The organism is Cupriavidus sp. 10L43_2, assembly GCF_056395265.1.
This window is the reverse complement of record NZ_JBFTJE010000005.1, coordinates 312,460-336,240: the sequence shown is the minus strand read 5'-3', so window position 1 is coordinate 336,240 and position 23,781 is coordinate 312,460. Positions and strand designations below refer to the sequence as shown.

General features: G+C 67.7%; 20 protein-coding genes. 7 read left to right on the top strand and 13 right to left on the bottom strand.

The window, feature by feature from the left end; translation table 11 throughout:
* Positions 1-4 precede the first annotated feature (4 nt).
* Entirely contained in the window at positions 5-1,915 is a 1,911-nt protein-coding gene (locus AC1DEL_RS10245; protein WP_477125551.1) for an MFS transporter, read from the bottom strand.
* A gap of 155 nt (positions 1,916-2,070) precedes the next feature.
* Complete coding sequence (locus tag AC1DEL_RS10240; protein WP_092292758.1) at positions 2,071-2,517, bottom strand: CBS domain-containing protein; 447 nt, start codon at positions 2,515-2,517, stop codon at positions 2,071-2,073.
* Positions 2,518-2,740: 223 nt separating this feature from the next.
* On the opposite strand from AC1DEL_RS10240, the gene AC1DEL_RS10235 reads away from it, so the two are divergent.
* The 3 genes from AC1DEL_RS10235 to AC1DEL_RS10225 are packed head-to-tail and all read left to right on the top strand — an operon-like array spanning position 2,741 to position 5,220.
* Positions 2,741-4,042 (top strand): O-acetylhomoserine aminocarboxypropyltransferase, encoded by a 1,302-nt coding sequence (locus AC1DEL_RS10235; protein WP_477125552.1) that lies wholly within the window; start codon positions 2,741-2,743, stop codon positions 4,040-4,042.
* On the top strand, positions 4,042-4,866 hold the full coding sequence (locus AC1DEL_RS10230) for an alpha/beta fold hydrolase (protein ID WP_441592136.1): 825 nt from the start codon (positions 4,042-4,044) through the stop codon (positions 4,864-4,866). Before AC1DEL_RS10235 ends, AC1DEL_RS10230 begins: the two co-directional genes overlap by 1 nt.
* 36 nt (positions 4,867-4,902) lie before the next feature.
* A complete protein-coding gene (locus AC1DEL_RS10225; RefSeq protein WP_477125553.1) occupies positions 4,903-5,220 on the top strand; it encodes an Mpo1-like protein in 318 nt (105 codons plus the stop codon).
* Between the two features lie 24 nt (positions 5,221-5,244).
* On the opposite strand, the gene AC1DEL_RS10220 is transcribed toward AC1DEL_RS10225, so the two are convergent.
* Entirely contained in the window at positions 5,245-6,627 is a 1,383-nt protein-coding gene (locus AC1DEL_RS10220) for a YihY family inner membrane protein (RefSeq protein WP_092292750.1), read from the bottom strand.
* A 118-nt stretch (positions 6,628-6,745) separates the two neighbouring features.
* Between AC1DEL_RS10220 and wrbA the strand changes: the two genes are divergently transcribed.
* Genes wrbA through AC1DEL_RS10205 form a run of 3 tightly spaced genes read left to right on the top strand, consistent with a single transcriptional unit; the run spans position 6,746 to position 9,218 of the window.
* Positions 6,746-7,354 (top strand): NAD(P)H:quinone oxidoreductase, encoded by a 609-nt coding sequence (gene wrbA / locus AC1DEL_RS10215; protein WP_255370744.1) that lies wholly within the window; start codon positions 6,746-6,748, stop codon positions 7,352-7,354.
* Positions 7,351-7,788, top strand: coding sequence for a DUF2069 domain-containing protein (locus AC1DEL_RS10210; RefSeq protein WP_441592133.1), 438 nt, complete (start codon positions 7,351-7,353; stop codon positions 7,786-7,788). The genes wrbA and AC1DEL_RS10210 overlap by 4 nt, the downstream gene beginning before the upstream one ends.
* The gene (locus tag AC1DEL_RS10205; protein ID WP_477104997.1) at positions 7,785-9,218 is read left to right on the top strand and encodes an FAD-binding oxidoreductase; all 1,434 of its coding nucleotides are present in this window, start codon (positions 7,785-7,787) and stop codon (positions 9,216-9,218) included. Before AC1DEL_RS10210 ends, AC1DEL_RS10205 begins: the two co-directional genes overlap by 4 nt.
* Here AC1DEL_RS10205 and AC1DEL_RS10200 read toward each other — a convergent pair.
* The 9 genes from AC1DEL_RS10200 to AC1DEL_RS10160 all read right to left on the bottom strand — a co-directional run bounded on the left by AC1DEL_RS10200 (position 9,192) and on the right by AC1DEL_RS10160 (position 21,380).
* On the bottom strand, positions 9,192-9,587 hold the full coding sequence (locus AC1DEL_RS10200) for an ArsR family transcriptional regulator (RefSeq protein WP_441592131.1): 396 nt from the start codon (positions 9,585-9,587) through the stop codon (positions 9,192-9,194). The genes AC1DEL_RS10205 and AC1DEL_RS10200 overlap by 27 nt on opposite strands.
* Positions 9,584-11,026, bottom strand: a complete 1,443-nt coding sequence (locus AC1DEL_RS10195; RefSeq protein WP_092292742.1) for an aminotransferase-like domain-containing protein — start codon at positions 11,024-11,026, stop codon at positions 9,584-9,586. Before AC1DEL_RS10195 ends, AC1DEL_RS10200 begins: the two co-directional genes overlap by 4 nt.
* Before the next feature lie 58 nt (positions 11,027-11,084).
* Positions 11,085-11,972, bottom strand: coding sequence for a formate dehydrogenase accessory sulfurtransferase FdhD (gene fdhD / locus AC1DEL_RS10190; protein WP_092292740.1), 888 nt, complete (start codon positions 11,970-11,972; stop codon positions 11,085-11,087).
* A complete protein-coding gene (locus AC1DEL_RS10185; protein WP_441592127.1) occupies positions 11,969-14,305 on the bottom strand; it encodes an FdhF/YdeP family oxidoreductase in 2,337 nt (778 codons plus the stop codon). Before AC1DEL_RS10185 ends, fdhD begins: the two co-directional genes overlap by 4 nt.
* A 226-nt stretch (positions 14,306-14,531) precedes the next feature.
* Positions 14,532-15,470, bottom strand: coding sequence for an amino acid ABC transporter substrate-binding protein (locus tag AC1DEL_RS10180; protein ID WP_477106771.1), 939 nt, complete (start codon positions 15,468-15,470; stop codon positions 14,532-14,534).
* A 4-nt stretch (positions 15,471-15,474) separates the two neighbouring features.
* Complete coding sequence (locus AC1DEL_RS10175; protein WP_092292734.1) at positions 15,475-16,800, bottom strand: dicarboxylate/amino acid:cation symporter; 1,326 nt, start codon at positions 16,798-16,800, stop codon at positions 15,475-15,477.
* Positions 16,801-16,928: 128 nt separating this feature from the next.
* Positions 16,929-20,060, bottom strand: coding sequence for an amino acid adenylation domain-containing protein (locus AC1DEL_RS10170; RefSeq protein WP_477125554.1), 3,132 nt, complete (start codon positions 20,058-20,060; stop codon positions 16,929-16,931).
* Between the two features lie 120 nt (positions 20,061-20,180).
* Positions 20,181-21,095 (bottom strand): YihY/virulence factor BrkB family protein, encoded by a 915-nt coding sequence (locus AC1DEL_RS10165; protein ID WP_092292730.1) that lies wholly within the window; start codon positions 21,093-21,095, stop codon positions 20,181-20,183.
* A 21-nt stretch (positions 21,096-21,116) separates the two neighbouring features.
* On the bottom strand, positions 21,117-21,380 hold the full coding sequence (locus tag AC1DEL_RS10160; RefSeq protein ID WP_092292728.1) for a hypothetical protein: 264 nt from the start codon (positions 21,378-21,380) through the stop codon (positions 21,117-21,119).
* A 177-nt stretch (positions 21,381-21,557) separates the two neighbouring features.
* Between AC1DEL_RS10160 and AC1DEL_RS10155 the strand changes: the two genes are divergently transcribed.
* On the top strand, positions 21,558-22,631 hold the full coding sequence (locus tag AC1DEL_RS10155) for an HAD family hydrolase (RefSeq protein ID WP_477125555.1): 1,074 nt from the start codon (positions 21,558-21,560) through the stop codon (positions 22,629-22,631).
* A 12-nt stretch (positions 22,632-22,643) separates the two neighbouring features.
* Here AC1DEL_RS10155 and AC1DEL_RS10150 read toward each other — a convergent pair whose 3' ends face one another.
* On the bottom strand, positions 22,644-23,777 hold the full coding sequence (locus AC1DEL_RS10150) for a citrate/2-methylcitrate synthase (protein WP_092292726.1): 1,134 nt from the start codon (positions 23,775-23,777) through the stop codon (positions 22,644-22,646).
* Positions 23,778-23,781: the final 4 nt, after the last annotated feature.

The following is a 23,781-nucleotide window of genomic DNA, read 5'->3' as shown; positions in this document are numbered from 1 at the left end:
GCGCCTATTTCCAGTCGCCCCGCAAGGCCAGCACCATCTGCTGGAGCCCTTCCGCCGATGCGGCCTCGGGCGCCACGGGTTCCCCCACCACGAGTTCGAGCCGGCTCAGGATGCCGCGCCGGAACGGGCGCGACATGGCCATTCCGCCCTTGCGAGAGAAAAAGCTGCCCCACAGCCCGCGCAGCGCCATCGGCACCACGGGCACCGGCGTGCGGCGGATGATCTGCTGCACACCGCCCTTGAACGGGTTGATGTCGCCGGTAGCCGTGATCTTGCCTTCGGGGAAGATGCAGACGAGGTCGCCGTCCTCAAGTGCGGCGGCCACGGCGTCGTAGGCGCGCTCGAGCATCCTGGGGTCCTCGTGCGCCGGTGCGATGGGAATCGCCTTGGCCTGCCGGAAGAACCACGACAGCAGCGGCACCTTGAAGATCCGGTGATCCATCACAAAGCGCACCGGGCGCGGGCTGGCCGCCATCAGCACCACGGCGTCGGCAAAGCTCACGTGGTTGCAGACCAGCACGGCGGGGCCGTGCTCGGGAATCCGGTCGGCGTTGATCCGGCGCAGCCGGTAGATGGTGTGGACCAGAATCCAGGCGATGAAGCGCAGCAGGAACTCGGGCACCAGCGTATAGATATAGATGGCCACCACGGCATTGAGCAGCCCCACCACCAGGAACAGCTGCGGGATGCTGTAGCCGGCCAGCGCCATGCCCACGCCGAGCAGCGACGCGGCGATCATGAAGAAGCTGTTCAGGATGTTGTTCGCCGCGATGATCCGCGCCCGGTGCGTAGGCAAGCAGCGGCTCTGGATCAGCGCATACAGGGGCACGCTATAGAAGCCGCCGAACATGGCCAGCAGGAACAGGTCCACCAGCACGCGCCAATGGCGCGTATCGTCCAGGAAACCGCCGATGCCGCTCAGCGTGGCGCCGGCCGACTGGCCGTTACTGGCCAGGTACAGGTCCACGGCGAACACGGTCATGCCGATGGAGCCGAACGGCACGAGGCCGATCTCCACGGTGCGGCCGGACAGCCGCTCGCACAGCAGGGAGCCGATGCCGATGCCGATCGAGAACATCGCCAGCAGCAGCGTAACCACGTTCTGGTCTCCGCCGAGCACGTCCCGGGCGAAGCTGAAAAAGGCGGTCAGGAAGGTGGCGCCGAGGAACCAGAGCCAGGAAATGCCGAGCAGGCTCAGGAATACCGTGCGCCGCTCGCGCGCGAGCATCAGGTTGCGCCACGTCTCGGTCAGCGGGTTCCAGTTGATGCGCAGGTCCGGCTGGGGCGGCGGCGAAACCGGCACGCCCTGCGACACCACCCGCCCTGCTACGGCGATCACCACGCAGGCGATGCCCACGTAGAGCGGCCCCACCACGGCGCCGCCGCGCATCACGCCGGCCAACTCCCCGCCGATCAGCGTGCCGATCAGGATGGCAACGAAGGTACCCATCTCCACCAGTCCGTTGCCGCCCACCAGTTCCTGCTGGTCCAGGTGCTGCGGCAGGTACGCGAACTTCACCGGGCCGAACAGCGTGGAATGCAGGCCCATCAGGAATGTACCGAAGTACAACAGCGGCGCGCTGTGCCAGGCAAAGCCGGCCAGCCCCAGCACCATGATGGCGATCTCGAGCGACTTCACGAGCCGGATCAGCCGCGATTTCTCGATCTTGTCGGCAATCTGGCCGCTGGTGGCGGAAAACAGGACGAAGGGTGCGATAAAGATGGCCGAGATCAGGAACGCCGCGCTGCGCGCATCGACGCCGTCGAACAGGGCCGTGTGATAGGTCACCAGCGAGGTGAAGGCGACCTTGAAGACATTGTCGTTCATGGCCCCGAGAAACTGGGTCCAGAAGAACGGCGCGAAACGGCGTTCGCGCAACAGGCGAAACTGACTGGGCTGGCTGTGTTGGCTCATGCAGACGGAAGCGGGCGGAGGCCGCTCGGCGGACTTCATGGACCCCGGACCCGCCGGGGCATCAGTTCGCCGCCATCATGCCAACAGTCTGGAGTGCAGGCAATAAAACTTCTGTTAAATCGCCGCCGGGCCCGCCAGCCCGGGCCAGACCGCGTTCAGTCGGTCTTTTCCTCGGGCCAGTCGCGGATATAGGCCTTGAGCATGCGGTTCTCGAAGCCCTGCTCCTCCACCACCGCCTTGGCCACGTCGTAGAACGAGATCACGCCCATCAGCGTGCGGTTGTCGAGCACCGGCAGGTAGCGGGTGTGGCGCTCCAGCATCATGCGGCGCACCTCGTTGACGTCCGTTTCCGGCGTGCAGGTCAGCGGCGCGTCGTCCATGACCTTGCGGATGCTGTGCGTGCCGAGCGTGCCGTGGTTGGCCGCCAGCGTCTCGATCAGCTCCCGGAACGTCAGCATGCCGACCAGATCGCCATATTCCATGACCACCAGCGAGCCAATGTCGTGCTCGGCCATGGTGTTGATGGCCACCAGCAGGGACGCATCCGGCGTGACGGTGTAGAGCGTATTGCCCTTGATCTGCAGGATGTCGCTGACTTTCATGGTGGTGTCTCCGCTGCCCGGTGTCGAGGCTGGTTCTGGTCTGTGGCCAGAGTTGGCCGATGCGGCGATCCTACCCAAACCGCCGTCTCTCGTAAAGGCGGCAAGTCTCAGCCAGTCTCAATGCGTTTTCAGAATCCTCCCCATTGCCAGGGCGGCGCACGGTGCTACGATGCCGGACGGAGACAACCTGCCGCCTACAACAGCCACTACAAGCGAACTCACCATGTCCGGTACCCGATTCGACACGCTGGCCCTGCACGCCGGCGCCGCCCCGGACCCCACCACCGGGGCCCGCGCCACACCGATCCACCTGACCACCTCCTTCGTGTTCCGGGACAGCGAGCATGCCGCGTCGCTGTTCAATATGGAACGCGCCGGGCACGTGTATTCCCGCATCAGCAACCCCACGGTGGCGGTGTTCGAGGAGCGCGTGGCGGCCCTGGAGAACGGCGCCGGGGCCATCGCCACGGCATCCGGCCAGGCCGCGCTGCACCTGGCCGTGGCCACGCTGATGGGGGCCGGCTCCCATATCGTGGCATCCACGGCGCTCTATGGCGGCTCGCACAATCTGTTGCACTACACGCTGCGCCGCTTCGGCATCGAGACCACCTTCGTCAATCCGCGCGACATGGACGCCTGGCGCGCCGCCATCCGCCCCGAGACGCGGCTGCTGTTCGGCGAGACGCTAGGCAATCCGGGCCTCGACGTGCTCGACATCGAAACCGTGGCGCAGATCGGCCAGGACCACAAGATCCCGCTGCTGGTCGACTCCACGTTCACCACGCCCTACCTGCTGCGCCCGTTCGACCATGGCGCCGGCTTGCTGTACCACTCGGCCACCAAGTTCCTGGGCGGGCATGGCACGACGATCGGCGGCGTGCTGTCCGAGGGCGGCACGTTCGATTTCGAGGCTTCGGGGCGTTTTCCCGAGCTGTCGGAGCCCTATCCGGGCTTCCACAACATGGTGTTTACCGAGGAAAGCACCGTGGCGCCGTTCCTGCTGCGCGCCCGGCGCGAGGGCCTGCGCGACTTCGGTGCCTGCATGAACCCGATGGCGGCGTGGCAGCTGCTCCAGGGCATCGAGACGCTGCCGCTGCGCATGAGCCGGCACGTGGACAACACCCGCCGCGTGGTGCAGTTCCTGGCCGGGCACGCGATGGTCGAGTCGGTGGCCTACCCGGAACTGGAATCCCACCCCGACCACGCACTGGCCAAGCGGCTGCTGCCGCGCGGTTGCGGGGCGGTGTTCAGCTTCAACCTCAAGGCGAACCGCGCGGCCGGGCAGCGCTCTATCGAGAGCCTGTCGCTGTTCTCGCACCTTGCCAACGTCGGGGATGCGCGCTCGCTGGTAATCCATCCCGCCTCCACGACCCACTTCCGCATGGATGCCGACGCCCTGCGCGCGGCCGGCATCGGCGAGGGCACGATCCGGCTGTCGATCGGACTCGAGGACCCGGATGACCTGATCGACGACCTGAAGCGCGGCCTGAAGGCCGCCGAGAAAGCCATGGGAGGAAAAGCCTGATGGAACTGACCGTCTCGGGCCATCCGGCCTATGCCTACACCGGCGGCAAGCCGTTCGATCCCGCCCTGCCCTGCGCCGTGTTCGTGCACGGCGCGCAGAACGACCACAGCGTCTGGGGGCTCCAGACGCGCTGGTTCGCCAGCCATGGCTTTGGCGTGCTGGCGGTGGACCTGCCCGGCCACAACCGCAGTCAGGGCGCCCCGCTGACCCGCGTGGAAGACATGGCCGACTGGGTCATGGCGCTGGTGGCGGCAGCCGGCGTCAAGGCGCCGGCCCTGGTCTTCGGCCACAGCATGGGATCACTGATCGCCCTGGAGTGCGCCGCACGTCACCCGGAAGCCGTCCGCGCCATCGGGCTGCTGGCCACGGCCTATCCGATGAAGGTGTCCGATGCCCTGCTCGACGCCGCGCTCCACCGCGAGGACGAGGCCATCGCCATGGTCAACCAGTGGTCGATCTCGAGCCTCGCCAGCAAGCCGTCGTCGCCCGGGCCCGGCGCCTGGATGCATGGCGGCAGCCAGCGGCTGATGGAGCGCGTGGCGGCGCGCAACCCGGGCGCGCACGTGTTCCACACCGATTTTTCGGCCTGCAACGGCTACGCGCATGGCGAGGAAGCGGCTGCCGCCGTGACCTGCCCGGCGGTATTCGTGATGGGGTCGAAGGACATGATGACGTCGCCGAAGGCTGCCCAGGCGCTGGCCGGCCGGATGCCCAGCGCCACTGTGGTCACGGTGCCAAGCGGCCACGCGATGATGGGCGAGAAGCCGGACGAGGTGCTCGATACGCTGGCCGCCTTCGCGCGCAAGGTTGTGGCGAGCACCTAGACTGGAACCATAACAACACCGATGCCGGAGACGACCATGGCGCAAACCCACAGCCGCGAATTCGAGAGCTTTGCCGCGTTCTATCCGTATTACCTGAACGAGCACCGGGACCGTACCTGCCGCCGCCTCCATTTCGTGGGGTCGACGGTGGCGCTGGCCTGTCTGGTGGCGCTGGTGGTCACCGGCAACGCGTGGTGGCTGCTGGGTGCCGTGGTGTCCGGCTATGCGTTTGCCTGGGTGGGCCACTTCGGGTTCGAGAAGAACCGGCCCGCCACGTTCCGGCACCCGCTCTACAGCCTGATGGGCGACTGGGTCATGTACGCGGACATCCTGCGCGGTCGGATTCCGTTCTAGCTGGAATCCGACCTAGCCGCTGGCTCAGACCTGCCCGTGCCAGCCGGGCGGCACCACCTCGAGCGTGCGGCGCTGCGGGCCGCCCCCCTCCTCTCCGGTATCGCCAGTGCCGCCACTGGCCTCCGCCGCCTCGTTGGCGGCTGGCGTCAGCAACTGCTGGCGGAACACGGCTTCGAGCGGTTGGTCCAGTTGGGGGTTGTCGAGCATCGAACGGAGCAGGTCCACGCCTTGCAACTGGTGCGCCAGCGCCGTGCGCGGCAGGCGCGCGAGGTTCAGCACAAGGCGGTCGTACAGCGTGCGCAGCGTCACCTGGGATGGGTCGCAAAGCATCGCCCAGTGCGCCTGCCCGCGGTCTTGCTGGAGCTTGCCCACGAGGTGCAGGGTCTTGAGCTTGCCGAGCAGGCTGGCCAGGTAGTCGGCCTCCATCCGCAGCTTGCGCCCCATGTCGAGTTCGCCCACGCTGCGCGGCACTTCGTCGCGGGCGCGGTAGAGCAGCAGCAGGATGCCCAGCGCGTCGAAGAACTCGCTGCCGGCGAAGGTGCGGCGGCGCCAGTGGCCTTCCCGGATCACGGGCAGGTTGGCGGCGATGGTCGCCCCGAGCAGCGTGACCAGCCAGCTCACGTACATCCACAGCAGGAACAGCGGCAGGACCGCGAAGGTGCCGTAGACCGCCGTGTAGGTCGGAATATGGGTGATGAAGTAGCCGAACACGCGCTTGGCCACCTCGAAGGCCACGGCGGCCACCACACCGGCCACGATGGCATCGCGCCAGTCCACATAGGCGTACGGCACGGCCATATAGAGGAAGGCGAAGGCCAGCGCCGAGAGCATCACCGGCACGGTGCTGACCATCAGCCCCATGCCCATCGGCATGGAGCCGACGTAGCCCATCGACACGGAAATCAGGTAGGAGCTGACCGAGAGGCTGGCGCCGATCAGCACCGGGCCCAGCGTCAGCACGGCCCAGAACACCAGCACCCGTTGCGCCAGCGGCCGGCGCCGCTTGACGCGCCAGATGGCGTTCAGCGCATCCTCCACGGTCAGCATCGTCAGCACCGACGTCACCATCAGGCCAGCCAGGCCCAGCGCGGTCAGCCCGCGCGCGCTCTTGGAGAACTGGCCGAGGTAGCGCGAGACCGAATCGCTGACATTGCCGCCCGGAATCAGGTTCTGGAACAGGAAGGTCTCGATCTGGCCCCGGAAGTCCCGGAACACCGGAAACGCGGCCAGCAGCGCGAACGCCACGGTCAGCACCGGCACCACGGCCAGCACGGTGGTGAAGGTCAGGCTGGCGGACACCTGGGGCAGGCGGTCCTCGCCGGCGCGGCGCAAGGCGTAGCGCGCGAGCGCGCGCACCTTCTGCAAATTCCACTCCCTGCGCAGGCGGGCGATACGTGCGGCGGTCATGCGGGGGCTAGCTCCTGAGTCTTATAGCGGGGCACAACTATAATACGCGCATTGTTTCGCGGTGCCGGTCCGGGCCGCCCCCTCCCGATCCACGACTGAGCACCGACTCCGCGATACCTTGGCCGCCCTCCCCATCCTGGTCCTGTACTACAGCCGTCACGGCAGCACCCGCAAACTCGCCGACCTGATCGCCACCGGCATCGACAGCGTGCCCGGCGCTCATGCCCGGCTGCGCACCGTGCCGCCGGTGTCCACCGTCTGCGAGGCCACCGCGCCCGACATCCCGCCCGAAGGCGCCCCGTACGCCGAGCTGCGCGACCTCGAGGAATGCGCCGGGCTGGCACTGGGCAGCCCCACGCGGTTCGGCAATATGGCCGCGCCGATGAAATATTTCCTCGATGGCACCGTGGCCCAGTGGCTGTCCGGCGCACTGTCCGGCAAGCCCGCCTGTGTATTCACCGCCACCGGCAGCTTGCACGGCGGCCAGGAAACCACGTTGTTGTCGATGATGCTGCCGCTGTTCCACCATGGCATGCTGGTCATGGGCCTGCCCTATTCGGAGCCCGGCCTGATGACCACCACGGCCGGCGGCACCCCCTACGGCCCGAGCCACCATGCTTTTGTGGACAACCACGGCCCGGTCACCGACCAGGAAGCCGCGCTGGCCACGGCCATGGGCCGGCGGCTGGCCGAGACGGCGCTGAAGCTGGCCGGAGGGTCACGATGACCGCGCCGCGCAACGGCAGCCAGGGTGACGGCGACCTCCACAGCCCGGCGCTCTGGCGCGTCAGCGTAGCCAGCCTGCTGGCGCTGGTGGCGCTGTGCATCGCCTGGGAGTGGTTCCTCGCCCCGCTGCGCCCCGGCGGCTCGTGGCTGATCCTCAAGTTCGTCTTCCTGCTCCCGGTGCTGCGCGGCGTGCTGGCGCGCAACCGGTACACGATGCAGTGGTCGTCGATGCTGATCCTGCTCTATTTCACCGAAGGCATCGTGCGCGCCACCAGCGACCGCGCGCCGTCGTCGCTGCTGGCCTGGGCCGAAGTCGCCCTGACGCTGGTGTTCTTCTTCAGCACCATCCTCTATCTGCGCCCGTACAAGCGTCGCGCGCGGGCACGGCAGCAAGCCATCCAGCCCCCCTCCCCCTCCCCCGACACCCGACCATGACCGCTCCGCACCTGGATTCGTTCCTCGACCTCTGCCGCGCCGCAGTCGGCCCGCAACACGTGCTGACCGAGGCCGCCGACAAGGCCCCTTATCTGACCGACTGGCGCCAGCGCTACACCGGCGACGCCGTGGCCGTGCTGCGCCCCGGCAGCACCGAGGAAGTGGCCGCGCTGGTCCACGCCTGCCACGCCCACAAGCTGGCCGTGGTGCCGCAGGGCGGCAACACCGGCCTGTGCGGCGGCGCCACGCCCGAGGCTGGCCCGGCGGCAGCCGCTGGCGTGGTGGTGCTGTCGCTGCAACGGATGAACCGGGTGCGCCATGTGGACCCGCTCAACAACACGATTACCGTCGAAGCCGGCGTGATCCTCCAGCAGTTGCAGGACGTGGCGCGCGAGCATGGCCGCCTGTTCCCGCTGAGCCTGGCGGCCGAGGGCAGCTGCACGATTGGGGGCAACCTGTCTACCAACGCGGGCGGCACGGCGGTGCTGCGCTACGGCAACACGCGCGAACTGTGCCTGGGGCTGGAGGTGGTAACGGCCAAGGGCGAAGTCTGGGAGGGCCTGCGCGGCCTGCGCAAGGACAACACCGGCTACGACCTGCGCGACCTGTTTATCGGCGCTGAAGGCACGCTCGGCATCATCACGGCGGCGGTCATGAAGCTGTACCCGCTGCCCCGCGCGCGCGTGACGGCGCTGGCGGCTGTGCAGAGCCCGCGCGCCGCGCTGGCGCTGCTGGCCATCGCCCAGTCCCACGCCAGCGCCATGCTCACCGGCTTCGAGCTGATGTCCGCGATGTGCATGGACCTCGTGCGCAAGCACTACCCGCAACTGCGCTACCCCTTCACAGAGGCCCATCCGCAACTGGTGCTGCTGGAGCTGTCCGACAGCGAGGGCGAGGAACACGCCCGGGCGATCTTCGAGACGATGATGGAAGCGGCCTTCGAGGCCGGCGTGGTCACGGACGCCGTGGTGGCCGAGTCCGTGCAGCAGTCGCGCGATTTCTGGAACCTGCGCGAGCACATCCCGATGGCGCAGGTCGAGGAAGGCAAGAACATCAAGCACGACATTGCCGTGCCGGTCTCGCGCGTGGCGGACTTCATCGAGACCACGGACGCGCTGGTGCAGGACGCCTTCCCGGGCGCCCGCATGGTCACCTTCGGGCATCTGGGCGACGGCAACCTGCACTACAACGTGTCGCCGCCGGTGGGGGTGGATCACGAGCAGTTCCTGATCCATCAGGACGCCATCAACCTGATCGTCCACAACAGCGTGCAGTCGCACAATGGGTCGATCTCGGCCGAGCATGGCCTGGGCCAGCTCAAGCGCGAGGAGAACCGGCGCTACAAGAGCGAGGTGGAACTGGGGATGATGCGCGCCATCAAGCAGGCGCTGGACCCGCAGGGGCTAATGAATCCGGGGAAGGTGCTCTGACCGGCCCGGGTCTTCATCGTCATCGGAATCCTCTGGATCCTCTAACGAATCCAGATCGGGCAGCGCGCCGGGGGTCTCGAACAGCTCGTCGCACAGCGCGCGACCCTCGGCGGTCAGCTGGGCGGTGCCCCGGCCTGACTCGTCGATCTCGGCTTCAGCCAGGTCCGCCTCGGCCAGTTGCGTCAGCACGCGCCGCAGCACGCTCATCTGCACTGATGCGCGCTTGCTGAGGCGGGCCAGCGAGAGCGGCCCGCCACCGGGCTCCCGGGCCGCCTGCCACAGGGCAGCCAGGATGCCGGCCAGTACCGGATCGAGCGTGTCCTCATCGGCATCGGCGCCGTCGTTCCCGGTATCTTCTTCTTGGTTCATGCGCTTGTCTCCTTGTCTGGCGCCGCTTCTGCGAGCGACGTCACCAGTTTGCCCAGCGTCACCACGGCCGCTTCCACCTCGGCCGACCATGCGCTGCTGTAGTTTAGGCGGATGTAATGCGTGTACGTGGGCACGGGCGAGAAGATGTGCCCCGGCGCCACGGTAATCCGCCGCTCCAGTGCCGCGTGGTACAGCGCCATGGCGTCCACGCCCTCGGGCAACTCCACCCAGAGCACATAGCCGCCGGCCGGCCGCGACACCCGCGTGCCGGCCGGGAAGAAGCGCCGCACCGCCGCCGCCATGATATTGGCCTGCTGCGCATAGGTCTTGCGCACGCGCCGCAGGTGGTAGTCGTAGCCGTCGTTCTTCAGGAATTCGGCGATGGCTAGCTGGGGAATCGCCGGCGTGGTCAGCGTGTTCAGGAACTTGAGCCGCTCCACCTGATCCCGGTAGCGCCCCGGCAGCGCCCAGCCGATGCGGTAGGCGTTGGTCAGCGTCTTGGAGAACGACGAGCAGTGCAGCACGATGCCGGCCTTGTCGTAGGTCTTCAGCGAGGTGGGATGCGCATCGCCGTAATACAGCTCGCCATAGACATCGTTCTCGATGACCGGAATGTCGCGCTCGGTTAGCAATTTGACGAGTGCCTGCTTGCGTTCGTCCGACATCTGGAAGCCGAGCGGATTCTGGAAATTCGGCATGACCATGCAGGCAGCCACGGGCCGCTCGTCGAACAGGCGGGCCAGCGCCTGCACGTCGATGCCTTCCACGGGGTCCGTCGCGACCTCCACGGCGCGCATGCCCAGCCGTTCGATGGCGTGCAGCATCGCATAGTAAGTCGGCGATTCCACGGCGATGGTGTCGCCCGGCTTGGCCACCGCCTGCAGGCACAGGTTGATGGCCTCGGTGGCGCCAATCGTCACGATCACCTCGTTCGGGTCCACCGCCTGGCCGTTTTCCAGGTAGCGCCGCGTGATCTGGCGGATCAACTGGGGCGAGCCGGGCGGCAGGTCGTCCAGCAGGCTCCACGACTCGTAGCGCTTGCCGATGGCGTTGGCGTACTGGATGATCCGCTGCCACGGGAACAGCTTGGCGTCGGGATAGGGGGAGCCGAGCGGGATGGCGTCATCGGCGCGGATCGAGCGCAGCGTGGACAGCACCAGCGCGCTCACGTCCACCGGCGACGGGCGGGCCGCCGGGCGGGTCGGCTGGAGGTCGATGGCCGGCTCGCCGGGCCGGGCGCGCACGAAGTAGCCGGACTGCGGCCGGCTCTCCAGCATGCCGCGCGACTCCAGCAGCAGATAGGCCCGGATGACCGTGGTAATGCTCAGGCGATGATGCTGGGCGGCCTGCCGGACCGACGGAATCTTCTCGCCGGGCAGCAGCACGCCTTGCTGCACCAGCGCCTCGATCTCGGCCGCGAGCTTTTCATACAGGGTCACACCGCCAACCTTTCGCCACGTCAGGGTTCATCGGAACGCTGGCGGGGTGGGGGCTGCCCTATTCGGTCACCTGGGCCGCCGCTGCCAGCGGCTCAGATCGTAATACGGATTGGGATTGTCCGGGCGGCGACGTGTACTCGACGAAGCCGTCCTGCCGGCAAAAGCTCAGCAGCCGCAGCCCGGCCTGCTCGGCGATGCGGATGGCGAGCGAGGTGGGCGCCGAGATCGTCGCCAGCATCTGGATATGCATGCGCGCGGCCTTGCGCACCAGCTCGTAGCTGGCGCGGCTGGACAGGAACACGAAGCCCTCGTCCATCACCACGCGGCGCCGGGCCAGGTGGCCGATCAGCTTGTCCATGGCGTTGTGCCGCCCCACATCCTCGAAGGCGTGGAGCACCTCGCCATCGGGCCCGCACCAGGCGGCGGCATGCACGCCGCCGGTGGTGCGCATCAGCATCTGGTGGGCCGGCAGGCCGGCGGCGGCGCGCTGGATCACCTCGCGCGACGGCACGATGCGGTGGCGCGGTACCGGCATCGGCACGGGCTGGAGGTCAAGCAGTTGCAGGCTTTCCACGCCACACACGCCACAGCCAGTGCGGCCGGCCAGCGAGCGGCGGCGGTCCTTCAGCGCCATGAACGCGCGCTGGCTGATTTCGATGCGGACCTCGATGCCGCTTATGCCATCCAGGTCATCGGTCCCGCAAGCCGGCTGCACCTCGACATCGTAGATCTCCTTGATGCTGTCCACGATGCCTTCGGTCAGCGAGAAGCCGACCGCGAACACTTCCAGGTCCAGCGGCGTGGCCATCATCACGGCATGCGAGATGCCGTTGTAGACCAGCGCCACCGGCACTTCCTCGGCCACATAGTCCAGGTCGACCGTGCGGGCGTCGCCCTTGTGACGGGCGACCTGCCGCTGGGCGTAGCCCAGTTCCCCTTCGCTCATGCCGCCGCTTGCGCCGACGTTTGCACCGAGGCGGCCCGGGCCAACAGCACCGGGATCGACTTCGACGTCGGCGTGCCCGAGCGGTCGCCGATACTTTCCAGCGGCACCAGCGGATTGGTTTCCGGGTAGTAAGCGCCCAGGCAGCCGGTCGGGATGTCGTAGTCCACCAGCAGGAAGTCCTTGGCATGACGCGTCACGCCGTCTTCCCAGACGCTGGTGATATCCACGCGCTCGCCCTCGGCAAACCCCAGCCGCGCGCGGTCCGCCGCGTTGATGAACACCACCCGGCGCAGGCCGAACACGCCGCGATAGCGGTCATCCAGCCCGTAGATCGTGGTGTTGTACTGGTCGTGCGAGCGGGTGGTCATCATCACCAGCAGGTCGTCGCCGTAGCGGGCGCGAGCGCGCTGGATCGGGGTGTCCTTGTCGATCGCATGGACCAGGAACTGGGCCTTGCCGGACGCGGTGCGCCACACGCGGTTGCGCGAGGCCGGCGTCAGGTGGAAGCCGCCCGGCTGCGCCACGCGTTCGTTATAGCGCTCGAAGCCCGGGATGACCTTTTCGATGGCATCGCGGATGCGCGCGTAGTCCTGCGCGTACCAGTGCCAGTCCACCTTCTCCGAACCCAGCGTGGCGGCGGCCATGCCGGCCACGATGGCAGTCTCGGACAGCAGTTCCGGCGAGGCCGGCTTGTTCATGCCGTAGGAGATATGGACCATGCAGACCGAATCCTCGACGGTCACGCCCTGCGCCACGCCGTTCTGGAGGTCGATCTCGGTGCGGCCGATGGTCGGCAGCAGCAGCGCGTCCTTGCCGATCACGAGGTGGCTGCGGTTCAGCTTGGTCGCGATGTTCACGGTCAGGTCGCACTGGCGCAGCGCTTCCCAGGTGCGCGGGGTGTCTGGCGTGGCGATCGAGAAATTGCCGCCCAGGCCGATGAACACCTTGACCTTGCCGGCCAGCATCGCGTTGATGGCGGCCACCACGTCCTGGCCGTGCGCGCGCGGCGGCTCGAAGTCGAACGCGGCGCCCAGGCGATCCAGGAAGGCGTCGTCCGGCTGTTCCTCGATACCCATCGTGCGGTCGCCCTGCACGTTCGAATGCCCGCGCACCGGCATCAGCCCGGCGCCGGGGCGGCCGATATTGCCGCGCAGCATCATCACGTTGGACAGCAACTGGATCGTGCTGACCGAATTCTTGTGCTGCGTAATGCCCATGCCCCAGCAAGCGATGGTGCGCTCGCTCTTGACGTAGACGTCCGCCAGCGCGTCGATGTCCTCACGCGTGACGCCCGATTCGGCCACGATGTCGGCCCACGATTCGGCGCGCAGGTCGGCCGCGAAGGCCTCGAAGCCGGCCGTGTGCTCGGCCAGGAAGTCCACGTCCACCACGCGCTTGCTGCCCGTGGCGATGGCTTCGTCATCGAGTTCGATCACGCGCTTGCCGAGGCCCTTGATCAGCGCGAAGTCGCCGGCCAGCTTGGGGCGGACGAACATCGACGCAATCTTGGTGCTCTGCCCCGTCACCATCTCGGAGACGTGCTGCGGGCTCGTAAAACGCTGAAGTCCGCGCTCCTTGAGCGGGTTGATCGACACGATGGCCGCGCCCCGCTTGGCGCAGTCGCGCAGCTCGTTCAGCATGCGCGGGTGGTTCGTCGCCGGATTCTGTCCAAAGACGAGGACGGCGTCGGTGAGCTGGAAGTCGTCGAGCAGCACCGTGGCCTTGCCCACGCCCACCGTTACCGGCAGGCCACGGCTGGTGGCCTCGTGGCACATGTTCGAGCAATCGGGGAAGTTGTTGGTGCCGACCATCCGCACGAACAACTGGAACAGGAACGCGGCCTCGTTGCTGGCGCGGCCCGAGGTGTAGAACGTGGCGGCGTCGGGGTTGTCCAGCCTGTTCAGATGCTGGGCGACCAGCGCGAACGCGTCCTGCCAGGCCACCGGCTGGTATTTGTCGGTGGCGGCGTCGTAGACCATCGGGTGGGTCAGGCGGCCGTGCTGTTCGAGTTCGAAGTCGGACTGGGCCATCAGCGCCGTCACGGTGTGATCGGCAAAGAACTCGGGCGTGACGCGCTTGCTGGTGGCCTCGGCGGCCACGGCCTTGACGCCGTTTTCGCAGAATTCGAAGGTCGAGGCATGCTGGCGGTCAGGCCAGGCGCAGCCGGGACAGTCGAAGCCGTCCGGCTGGTTCTGCTTGAACAGGGTCTTGTACTTGCCGCCGCCAACCTTCTCCTTGATCAGGTTGACTGCGACTTGCTTCAGGGCGCCCCAGCCGGCGGCCGGGTGCGTGTAGGGGGCAACATGCCCCTTCTCTGGGGTAGGGGTACTCATCGGGGGGCGACTCGCAATCAAGTGCTCGGAGCGCGGCCCGGTTATCCGTGATGTCGGCGCATCCGCAGCGATTGATGCAGACTAGGCGCGATTGATGAGTGGAGGGACGTACAGAACACCTGCGGGCGGAAGAGTACAGTTTGCGTCATCGCGGTGCAACAATCGAAAACTGTACTTAGGTGTGAGCGGACGCTAACCCGCTATGTGTTGACTGGCATGCCTCGCCCTAATCCGGCTGTTGTGGGGTGGCGCTGATGATGTCTTCCAATTGTGCACTCATCGGGATGTTCAGCCGCTCCCCGGTGGGCAGCCGGCTCAGGAACCACTGCTTGTAGAGCCGCTCCAGTTCGCCCGTGGTGATCAGGTCGCGCACGGCCCGGTCCACCACGGCCGCGAACTGCGGATCGCCCTTGCGCAGCATGACCCCGTAGGGGTCGTAGGACAGGAAATCGCGCGTCACATCGAACTGCTTGCCCGCGCCGGACTTGGCCAGGAAGCCGTAGAGCAGTACGTCGTCGCCGGCATAGGCATCGGCGCCGCCGTGGCGCAGTACCTCGAAGGCATCGGCATGGTCGCGCGCCCGGATCACCTTGAGGTTCAGCGCGAAGCGCGTGGAAAGCTTCTCCAGCGCATCGGCATTGGTCGTGCCCGCCGTGGCCACCACGGTCTTGCCCTTGAGGTCGCGGAAGGTCTTGATCGGGGAGCCGCGCGGCACCATCAGCTTGGTCCCGGCGATAAAGATCACCGGCGAGAACGCCACCACCTTCAGCCGCTCGGCGTTGCGCGTGGTGGAGCCGCATTCGAGATCGACCTTGCCCGAAGTGACCGCGTCGAAGCGGTTTTCCGAAGTCACCGGCACCCACTGGATGGCGAGGTCGCGCCCCACCTCTGCCGCCGCGGTCTGGACGATGGCCGTGCAGACATCGATGGAATAGCCGATCGGGCGCTGCGCCTGGTTCAGGTAGGAGAACGGCAACGACGATTCCCGGTAGCCGATGATCAGGCTGCCGGTGTCCTTGGCCTTGCGCAGCGTGCCGCTCAGCTCGCCGGTGTCCTGCGCGACTGCAGCGCCGAGACAAGCGAGCCAGCACACGGCCGCCGCCGCCGCGCCGGCCAGCCATCGGGGCGAACCACCGGATCGAAAATGAAGACGGGGGATGGACATGGCATCAGGCCTGTGCGGTCCCCGGCTTGTGCAGCGGCGGCCCGCCGCCTGGGTCCACGCCGCCCTCGCTGCCCTCGCCCCGATCCCCGAGCGTGGATTCGCTCGACAACTGCCCTTCCCACTTCGCCACCACGGCCGAGGCAATCGAGTTGCCCACGGCATTGGTAGCCGAGCGGCCCATGTCGAGGAACTGGTCCACGCCCATGATCAGCAACAACCCCGCCTCGGGGATGTTGAACTGGTTCAGCGTGGCGGCAATCACCACGAGTGACGCACGCGGCACCCCCGCCATGCCCTTCGAGGTCAGCATTAGCAACAGCAGCATCGTGATCTGGGTGGCCAGCGGCAGGTGGATGTCGTACGCCTGGGCAATGAACAGCACGGCGAACGTGCAGTACATCATCGACCCGTCCAGGTTGAAGGAGTACCCCAGCGGCAACACGAAGCTGGAAATCTTGCGATTGACGCCGAAGCGGTCCAGCGCGTCGAGCATCTTCGGATACGCCGCCTCCGAACTCGCCGTCGAGAAGGAAATCAGGAACGGCTCCCGGATCAGCCGGATCAGGGTGACGATGCGCCTGCCCAGGAACACCCAGCCGGCCAGCGCCAGCAGCGCCCACAGCACGAACAGCGACAGGTAGAAGCTGCCCATGAACTTGGCGAAGGTCAGCAGGATGCCCAGCCCCTGCGTGGTCACCGTCGAGGCAATCGCCGCGAACACGGCCAGCGGCGCCATCCACATCACGGCGCCGGTGATCTTCAGCATCACCTGGGCCAGGTCTTCGATCACCCCGGCCATGCGCGCGCCGCGCTCGCCCAGTGCCGCCAGCGCCGTGCCGAAGAAGATCGAGAACACCACGATCTGCAGGATCTCGTTGTTGGCCATCGCCTCGGCGACGGATTTCGGCACCAGATGCGCGATGAAATCCTTGAGCGTGAAGGCGTTGGTCTTGAGGTTGGTGGCGGCGCCCACGTCGGGCAGCGGCAGGCCGATGTTGATGCCGGGCTGGAGCACCGTGGCCATGATCAGGCCCAGCGTCAGCGACACCAGCGAGGCCGTGATGAACCACGCCAGCGCCTTCACGCCCACCCGGCCCACGGTGCTGGCGTCCCCCATATGGGCGATGCCCATGACCAGCGTGGAGAAGACCAGCGGCGCGATGATCATCTTGATCAGCCGCAGGAAGACATCGGTGATGACGGAGATGTAGCCGGCCACGTCCTTGGCCAGCTTGGGGTCGGGGAAGGCCGTGTGGCACGCGTAGCCGACCACGCCGCCCAGGATCATCGCAATGACGATATAGGTCGTGATACTGGACTTCTTGCTCATGACGACTCCTTGGGCTGCCGCATCGAACAGGTCCTGCGCCGGGGCCGGCACTTAACGATAGGACGCGGATGCGAAATGCCCAAATACGAAGTCACGCGGATGGTGCATGTGGACCGGACAGCACCCGGCTACCGGGTGTCAGGAACCGGTCGCTGCCCCATCCAGACGTCGAGATAGCGCGCCATCAGCGCGCGATCGAGCCGGGGAAAGGCCAGCCCGCCGGCCACCGCCAGGGCGCGAGCCGTATGCGTGGCGTCGTAGCGCGGCATGCCCTCGTAGACTTCCCAGCGGGTGAGCCGGCCGTAGACCGGTTCCGTCAGCAGCGGCAGCAGCGGCCGCAGCGGATTGCCTGCCAGATCGGCCGAGTCTGCCAGCCGTTGCAGCCAGTCGGCATACGGCAGTGACTGCAGCGGATAGCCGCAGGCGCGCAGCATGCCGAAGAACGCGAGCAGGTCGGGCTGGTCGGCCTCGCGCGGCGGCACCAGATGGTAGGCACGGCCAAGGTTGCTGCCGTCGGCGGCGATACGCAGCAGCGCGGCGCTGACATAGTCGACCGGAACGATTTCCTTGCGCTGGTGCGGCAGGTGCGGATACGCCCCGATCGCGATGCAGCCCCGCACCAGCCGCGCGACGAAATCATTCCGATTGCCCGCCCCGCTGGCGCTGTCGCCCAGAATGAAGCCGGGGCGATACACCGCCGCCGGCACGCCCCGCCGGATCGCGGCGGTGACCAGCTGATCAGCCACCCATTGGCTGGCGGCATAGCCCATGTCGAACATCAGCCCCGGCAGGTGTCGGGCGAGATCGTCATTCTCGTACAGCGTCTTGGTGGGGGCCAGTAGCCCGGCCGGGCCGAACGCCGCGATGCTGGACACGTAGTGGAGCGCCTTGGCGCGCCCGCTGGCGACGAAGCGCAGCACGTGCAACGTACCCGCGACGTTGGCGGCGCGATGCAGGCTGTAGGGCTCGATGTAGTTGACGTGCGCGCCCAGGTGGAACACCACGTCGCAGCGATTCGCCCATGCCTCGAAGCGCGCTGCGCCGAGACCGAAGTCGCCCAGAGCGAAATCGCCCGCCAGTGGCCGCAGCAGCGTGGTGAAGCCCTCGTGCCAGAGACCGTACTTGCAGAGGTTTGCGCGGAGCCGCCGGCCAGCCTCGTCATCGGACGGTGCGCGTACCAGACAAATCACCTCGCTGACCCCGGGCCAGCGCAGCAGGTCGCGCAGCAGGAACGCGCCGAGGAAGCCGGTCGCGCCGGTGAGGAAGACCCGGCCCCCGCCCGCGCCGCACCACGGCGCCGGCGGGCCGAATACTGGGCCCGATACGGGACCGGACACGGGGCCGATATCGTCGGGCAGCCGGGCATCGGCCAGCAGGCGCGCACGCTCGGCTGCGCCGCTGCCCGCCTGGGCCTCGTCACCCCCGCCCTGCCCGTGGCGCTGGAGCCAGGTGGCCAGCTTCGCCGGCGTCGGGGCGTCGTAGAGGGCCTGCACCGGCAGCGGGCGGCCCAGCCGCTCGCCGAGCAGCAGGATCAGGCTGGCGGCCTGAAGCGAATCGCCGCCGAGCGCGAAGAAGTCGTCATCGTCGGCCACGCTGTCCAGATCGAGCGCGCACCGCCAGGCATCGCGCAGCATCGCCTCCGTGGTTCCCCGCACCGCCATCGCTTGGGGGTGCGAATCATGGAGCGGGTCATGGAGCCGGTCACGGAGCGCGCGCCGGTCCACCTTGCCGTTGGCCGTCATCGGCAGGTCGTTCACACCCACCAGGCGCGGCCGCATGTCCTTCGGCATCCGTCGGGACACGTACGCAGCCAGCGCCGCCGTCCCGGCTTCCCCAAGCTGCGGCACGATGAAGGCGAGCAGGTACGGGTCGCCCAGCGCGGTCTGCTGCACGGTGGCCACAGCCTCGCGCACCATCCCGCTTTCGCGCAGGACCGCCTCCACCTCCTCCAGCTCGATGCGGTGGCCGCGAATCTTGACCTGGTTGTCGCGCCGGCCATGGAAGGCCAGCGTACCGTCCGGCCGCCACGCGCCGAGATCGCCGGTCCGGTACAGCCTCAGCGGCCTGCCTTCGGCCAGGTGATCGACCTCGACAAAGCGCTCGCGCGTCAGCGCAGGACGCTGCCAGTACCCACGCGCCAGCCCCGCGCCGCCGAGATGGATCTCGCCGATCTGGCCTGGCGACACCGGCTGCCGGTCGCCATCGAGCACATGGACCACGGTGTCGTCGATGGCCTGGCCGATCGGGATCGCGCCGGTCTCTGCGTCATGCAGCGTGATGGCGTGACAGGTGGCGAAGGTCGTGCATTCGGTCGGGCCGTAGGCGTTCAGCAGCCGGGCCGGCGGCGCGCTGCGCAATACCGCGCAAATGGCCTGGGCGTTGAGCGCTTCGCCGCCGACCAGCAGCGTACGCAGCGTGGCGAACGCATCGGGGCACGCGTGCACGGTATGGTTGAACAGCGCGCTGGTGATGAACATCGTCGTCACGCCTTGCGCGCGCAGGCTATGCCGGAAAGTGGCGGGGTCGATACAGGTCTGCCGGGGCAGGAACACCACGGTGCCCCCGTTCAGCAGCGCCCCCCAGGTCTCGAACAGGGCGGCGTCGAAGGTGGGATTCGCGATGGCCGCGATCCGGTCGTCGGCATTCAGCGATACATAGCGCGGTTGCCAGGCCAGCCGCACAATGCCACGCGCCAGGATCTCCACGCCCTTCGGCTGGCCGGTGGTGCCCGAGGTGTAGAGGACATGGGTCCGATGCGCGAGACCCGCTGCCGGCATGGCGATGCTGCCGGCGGCCTCGGCCCCCGGCGTCAGGTAATCGGCCGGGCAATCGGCCGGGCAATCGGCCAGGCAATCGGTCAGGCAATCGGTCAGGCAATCGGTCAGGCAATCGGCCACCGCGCCCAGGCGGGCGCGATCGCCGGCCGTCGACACGGCGATCCGCACGTCGAGGTCGTCCAGCATCAGCCGAATCCGTGCGTCGGGCGCATCGGGATCCAGCGGCAGGCAACTCCCGCCCGCGCGGATCACGGCAAGCTGGCAGATGGTCTGGTCGATGCCGGCGGGCAGGAGGATGCCGACCGGCGTCTCCGCCCTCACGCCCCGGCTGGCGAGCGTACGGGCAACGCTGTCGACCCGGGCATCGAGCGCGGCATAGGACACGTGCCGCCCGCCGTAGACCAGCGCGATGGCGTCAGGCCGCTGCCTGACCCGACGGCGGAACCATGCGTCCAGGCCACTTACCTCGGCAGATGCATCCATCTTCGCCCCCTGGCAATTCAGGCCAGCGAGTATAGATCCGCTTCGGCTGCATGATCGCGACCTCTGCGGTGTCAGTCACGCCGCAGTCATGCACGGCGCAGCGGCTGACAAGGAGAAGAATCAGTGCACCCGGGTCGGTGTGGCGGATGGCGCCGGCACCTCGCGCGGCGCGGCGTGCTTGAGCGAGCCGTAGCGGTTGGCGTAGAGCCAGGTAAATTCCGCCCCCAGCAGGAAGATCTGCGCGGAGTAGTAGACCCACATCAGCAGCACCACGAGCGAGCCGGCCGCGCCATAGCCGGACGCCACGCCGCTCTTGCCGATGTAGAGACCGATCAGGAACTTGCCGATGCTGAACAGCACGGCGGTGACGGTGGCGCCGAGCCAGACGTCCGGCCAGCGCACGGCGGCGTGGGGCATGATCTTGTAGATCATGGCGAAGACGACGGTCACCAGCACCACGCTGACGAGCAAGTCGAGCGCATGGCCGAGCAGTTCGCCCTCGAACAGCGGCCCCCACACCCGCCCGAGCGCGGCGAGCCCGGCGCTGGCCAGCAGCGAGACGATCAGCAGGAAGCCAATGCCAAGCACCATCCCGAATGACAGCAGCCGCGAGCGCAGCAGTTCGAGAATGCCGGACGCCTTCCTCCGCTCCGGCACCTGCCAGATGCGGTCCAGCGCGCTCTGGAGTTCGGCGAACACCGTGGTGGCGCCAATCGCCAGCGTCACCGTGCCGACCAGCGCGGTCAGCGTGCTGAGACCGGGGTCGCTCAGCGCGAGGAGCATGTTCTCGATGGCTTCCGCGCCCTCCGCGCCGATCAGCCCGGAGAATTCGCTCATCACCGCCCCGCGCGCCGCCTCGGCCCCGAAGACCATGCCGGCCACCGAGATCACGATCAGCAGCAGCGGCGCGATCGAAAACACCGTGTAGTAGGCCAGCGCGGCGCCCATGCTGGGCGCGTAGTCGTCCATCCACGCGGTCACGCTGTCGCGCATCAGGCCGTAGGCTTGATGGAGGGAGATAGGTCTCCAGCGCATCGCTGCCCCAGGTTTGTCGATTTACTTCTTCGGCTGGTCGTGTCCCACCGGCACCGGCCCCTTGCCCGGCACGTTCTTCACGAGGTCGGACGTGGCCCAGTCGCTGCCGTGGTCGCGCGGCTTTTTCAGGTCGCGGTTGTCTTCGCCATAGTGCGGCGGCCCCGAGGCGGGGTCGCGCGGCGTGCCATCGGGCCAGACGCCGCCGTCGCTGCGGCGGTGGACACTGTGCGCATCGCCGTGTTCAGTGGGCTTGCCGGCGGGCTTTCCATCCTCTGGTTTGGTCATTTCGCGTCTCCGGTCATGACATAGCGGAATCAAGAGAAGCGAATTTCATACCCGGCGGCGGCGCACGGCCCAGCCGGGCGGGACGGGCCCGGTGGCGCCCGCCAACCGGCAAAAACTACACACCCGCCCGCGCGCCGCCTATATTGGGATGTATCCAATCCATCACAGGAGACCTCGATGCGCTTCCCTTCGCGCTGGTGCCAAGCCGATCTGCCACGTGTCGCCGCCACCGCCGCCATGCTGCTCGCGCTGGCGGCGTCCGGAGTGGGACTGAGCGGATGCTCGACCGCGCCCGCGGACCCGGCCGCCAACTCGGCGACCCCCTCCGCCCAGCAGACGGACGCCCTGCCCTCCTGGCGCGACGGCCCCGCGAAGCAAGCCATCGTCAAATTCGTCACCGACGTGACCCGCCAGGGCTCGCCTAACTTCGTGCCGACCGAGCAGCGCGTGGCGGCCTTCGACAATGACGGCACGCTGTGGAGCGAGCAGCCGCTCTACTTCCAGTTCTTCTTCCTGCTCGATCAGGTCAAGGCCGCCGCGCCGCAGCATCCGGAATGGCGCAACAACCCCGCCTTCAAGGCCCTGATGGCCAACGACATGGCCAAGGTGATCGCCAACGAGAAGCAGTTGTTGCAGCTGATTGCCGTCGCCAACAGCGGCATGAATGTGGATGACTACGACAAGACCATCCGCGCGTGGATCGCCAGCGCGCGCCATCCGAAGTTCAACCGGCCCTACACCGATCTGGTCTACCAGCCGCAGCTGGAACTGCTGTCCTACCTGCGCGCGAACGGGTTCAAGACCTATATCGTGTCCGGCGGGACCATCGAGTTCATGCGGCCGTGGGTGGAGCAGGCGTACGGGATTCCGCCCGAGCAGGTGGTGGGCTCATCGCAGGCGCTGCACTATGGCACGTTGAATGGCAAGCCGGCGCTGGTGCGTGACCCGAAGATCGAGTTCATCAACGATGGCCCGGGCAAGCCGGTTGGCATCTATCGCCATATTGGCCGCCGGCCGATCCTGGCCGTGGGCAACTCGGATGGCGACTTCCACATGCTGGAATACACCACCACCGGCGACGGCCCGCGCCTGGCCGTGCTCGTCCATCACGACGATGCCGAGCGGGAATTCGCCTACGACCGCGCGTCAAAGATCGGCAAGCTGGACAAGGCGCTGGACGCCGCGCAGGCGCGCAACTGGACCGTCATCAGCATGAAGCAAGACTGGCAGGTGGTGTACCCGAAGCGATAACCTTCCCGCCCGCTACGGCATGATCCCGATGTAGCGCCCGCGCGGGCGGATCACCTGCCCCACCCCCAGCTGCTCCAGACTGTGCGCCAGCAGGCCGATGCTGCGCGCCGTGGCGAACATGGCGAACGCGGCGTCGTCCGGCAGGCGGTAGTGGATGGACAGCGCCGCCAGCGCCACGTCGATATTGGGCTGCAGGCCGGTCAGCCGGGTGGCTTTCTCGATAAAGCGCGTGATCACGTCGGGCGGATCGAACAGGGCCAGCAGCGCCATCGCGCGCGGATCGCCATCGGGATAGAGATGATGGCCGAACCCGGCCAGCGGCAACCCGGTGGACAGGTAGTGGGCAATCACCTGATCCTCGCCCAGCCGCTCCACCTCATTGAACAGCGCCTTGACGCGGCCGGACGCATCGCCGTGCAACGGCCCGGACAGCGTGGTCAGCCCGGCCAGCAGGCAGGCCGGCAGCGAGGCGCCCGTGGATGCCGCGATACGCGTGGCGAAGGCCGAGCTGGTCAGCTCATGGTCCACCAGCAGCACCATCGCGGTCCGCAGCAGATCCGCCACCTTCGGCGATTGCTGCCACCCCTGCGCAAAGCGGAGGTGCAAGGGCTGCTGCCCCGCCTGCGCGCCGAAGGCATTGGCCAGCTGGCCCACCAACTCCTGCGCTTCCAGATGCAACACCCGCGTCATGCGCCCATGTGTGGAATGGCCCGTGGCCGCCAGCGTGGCCAGCGTATGGAAGGCCGCCACGCGCCCGGGCTCGGCGACGCCGGCCATCGATGAGAAGTCGACGACCTGCTCGGCGTCCCACAGCAGGTGCGCCACCTCTTCCAGCGTGGCGGATCCGGCCAGCGTCACGGCGTCCTGCCCCCGGTAGTACAGCCGCTCGCGCACGAAGGTCGAGAGCGCGGTGGGGATGCTCGGCTCCGCGCCGAACAGCGTGTTGGTGGCCAGCGTCTCGTGCTTGCGCCCGGCCTGCTTGCGCCTGGCGAGGCCGGCCACATCCTCGGCCCGATAGAGGCTGCGCCGTGTGTCGGCGGGATCGGACATGACCTCCAGCTTGCCCCGGCTGACATAGGCATAGAGCGTTTGCGGCCGCACGCCAAGTCGGCTGCACGCCTCATCCATCGATATCCAGGTTCCCATGTTG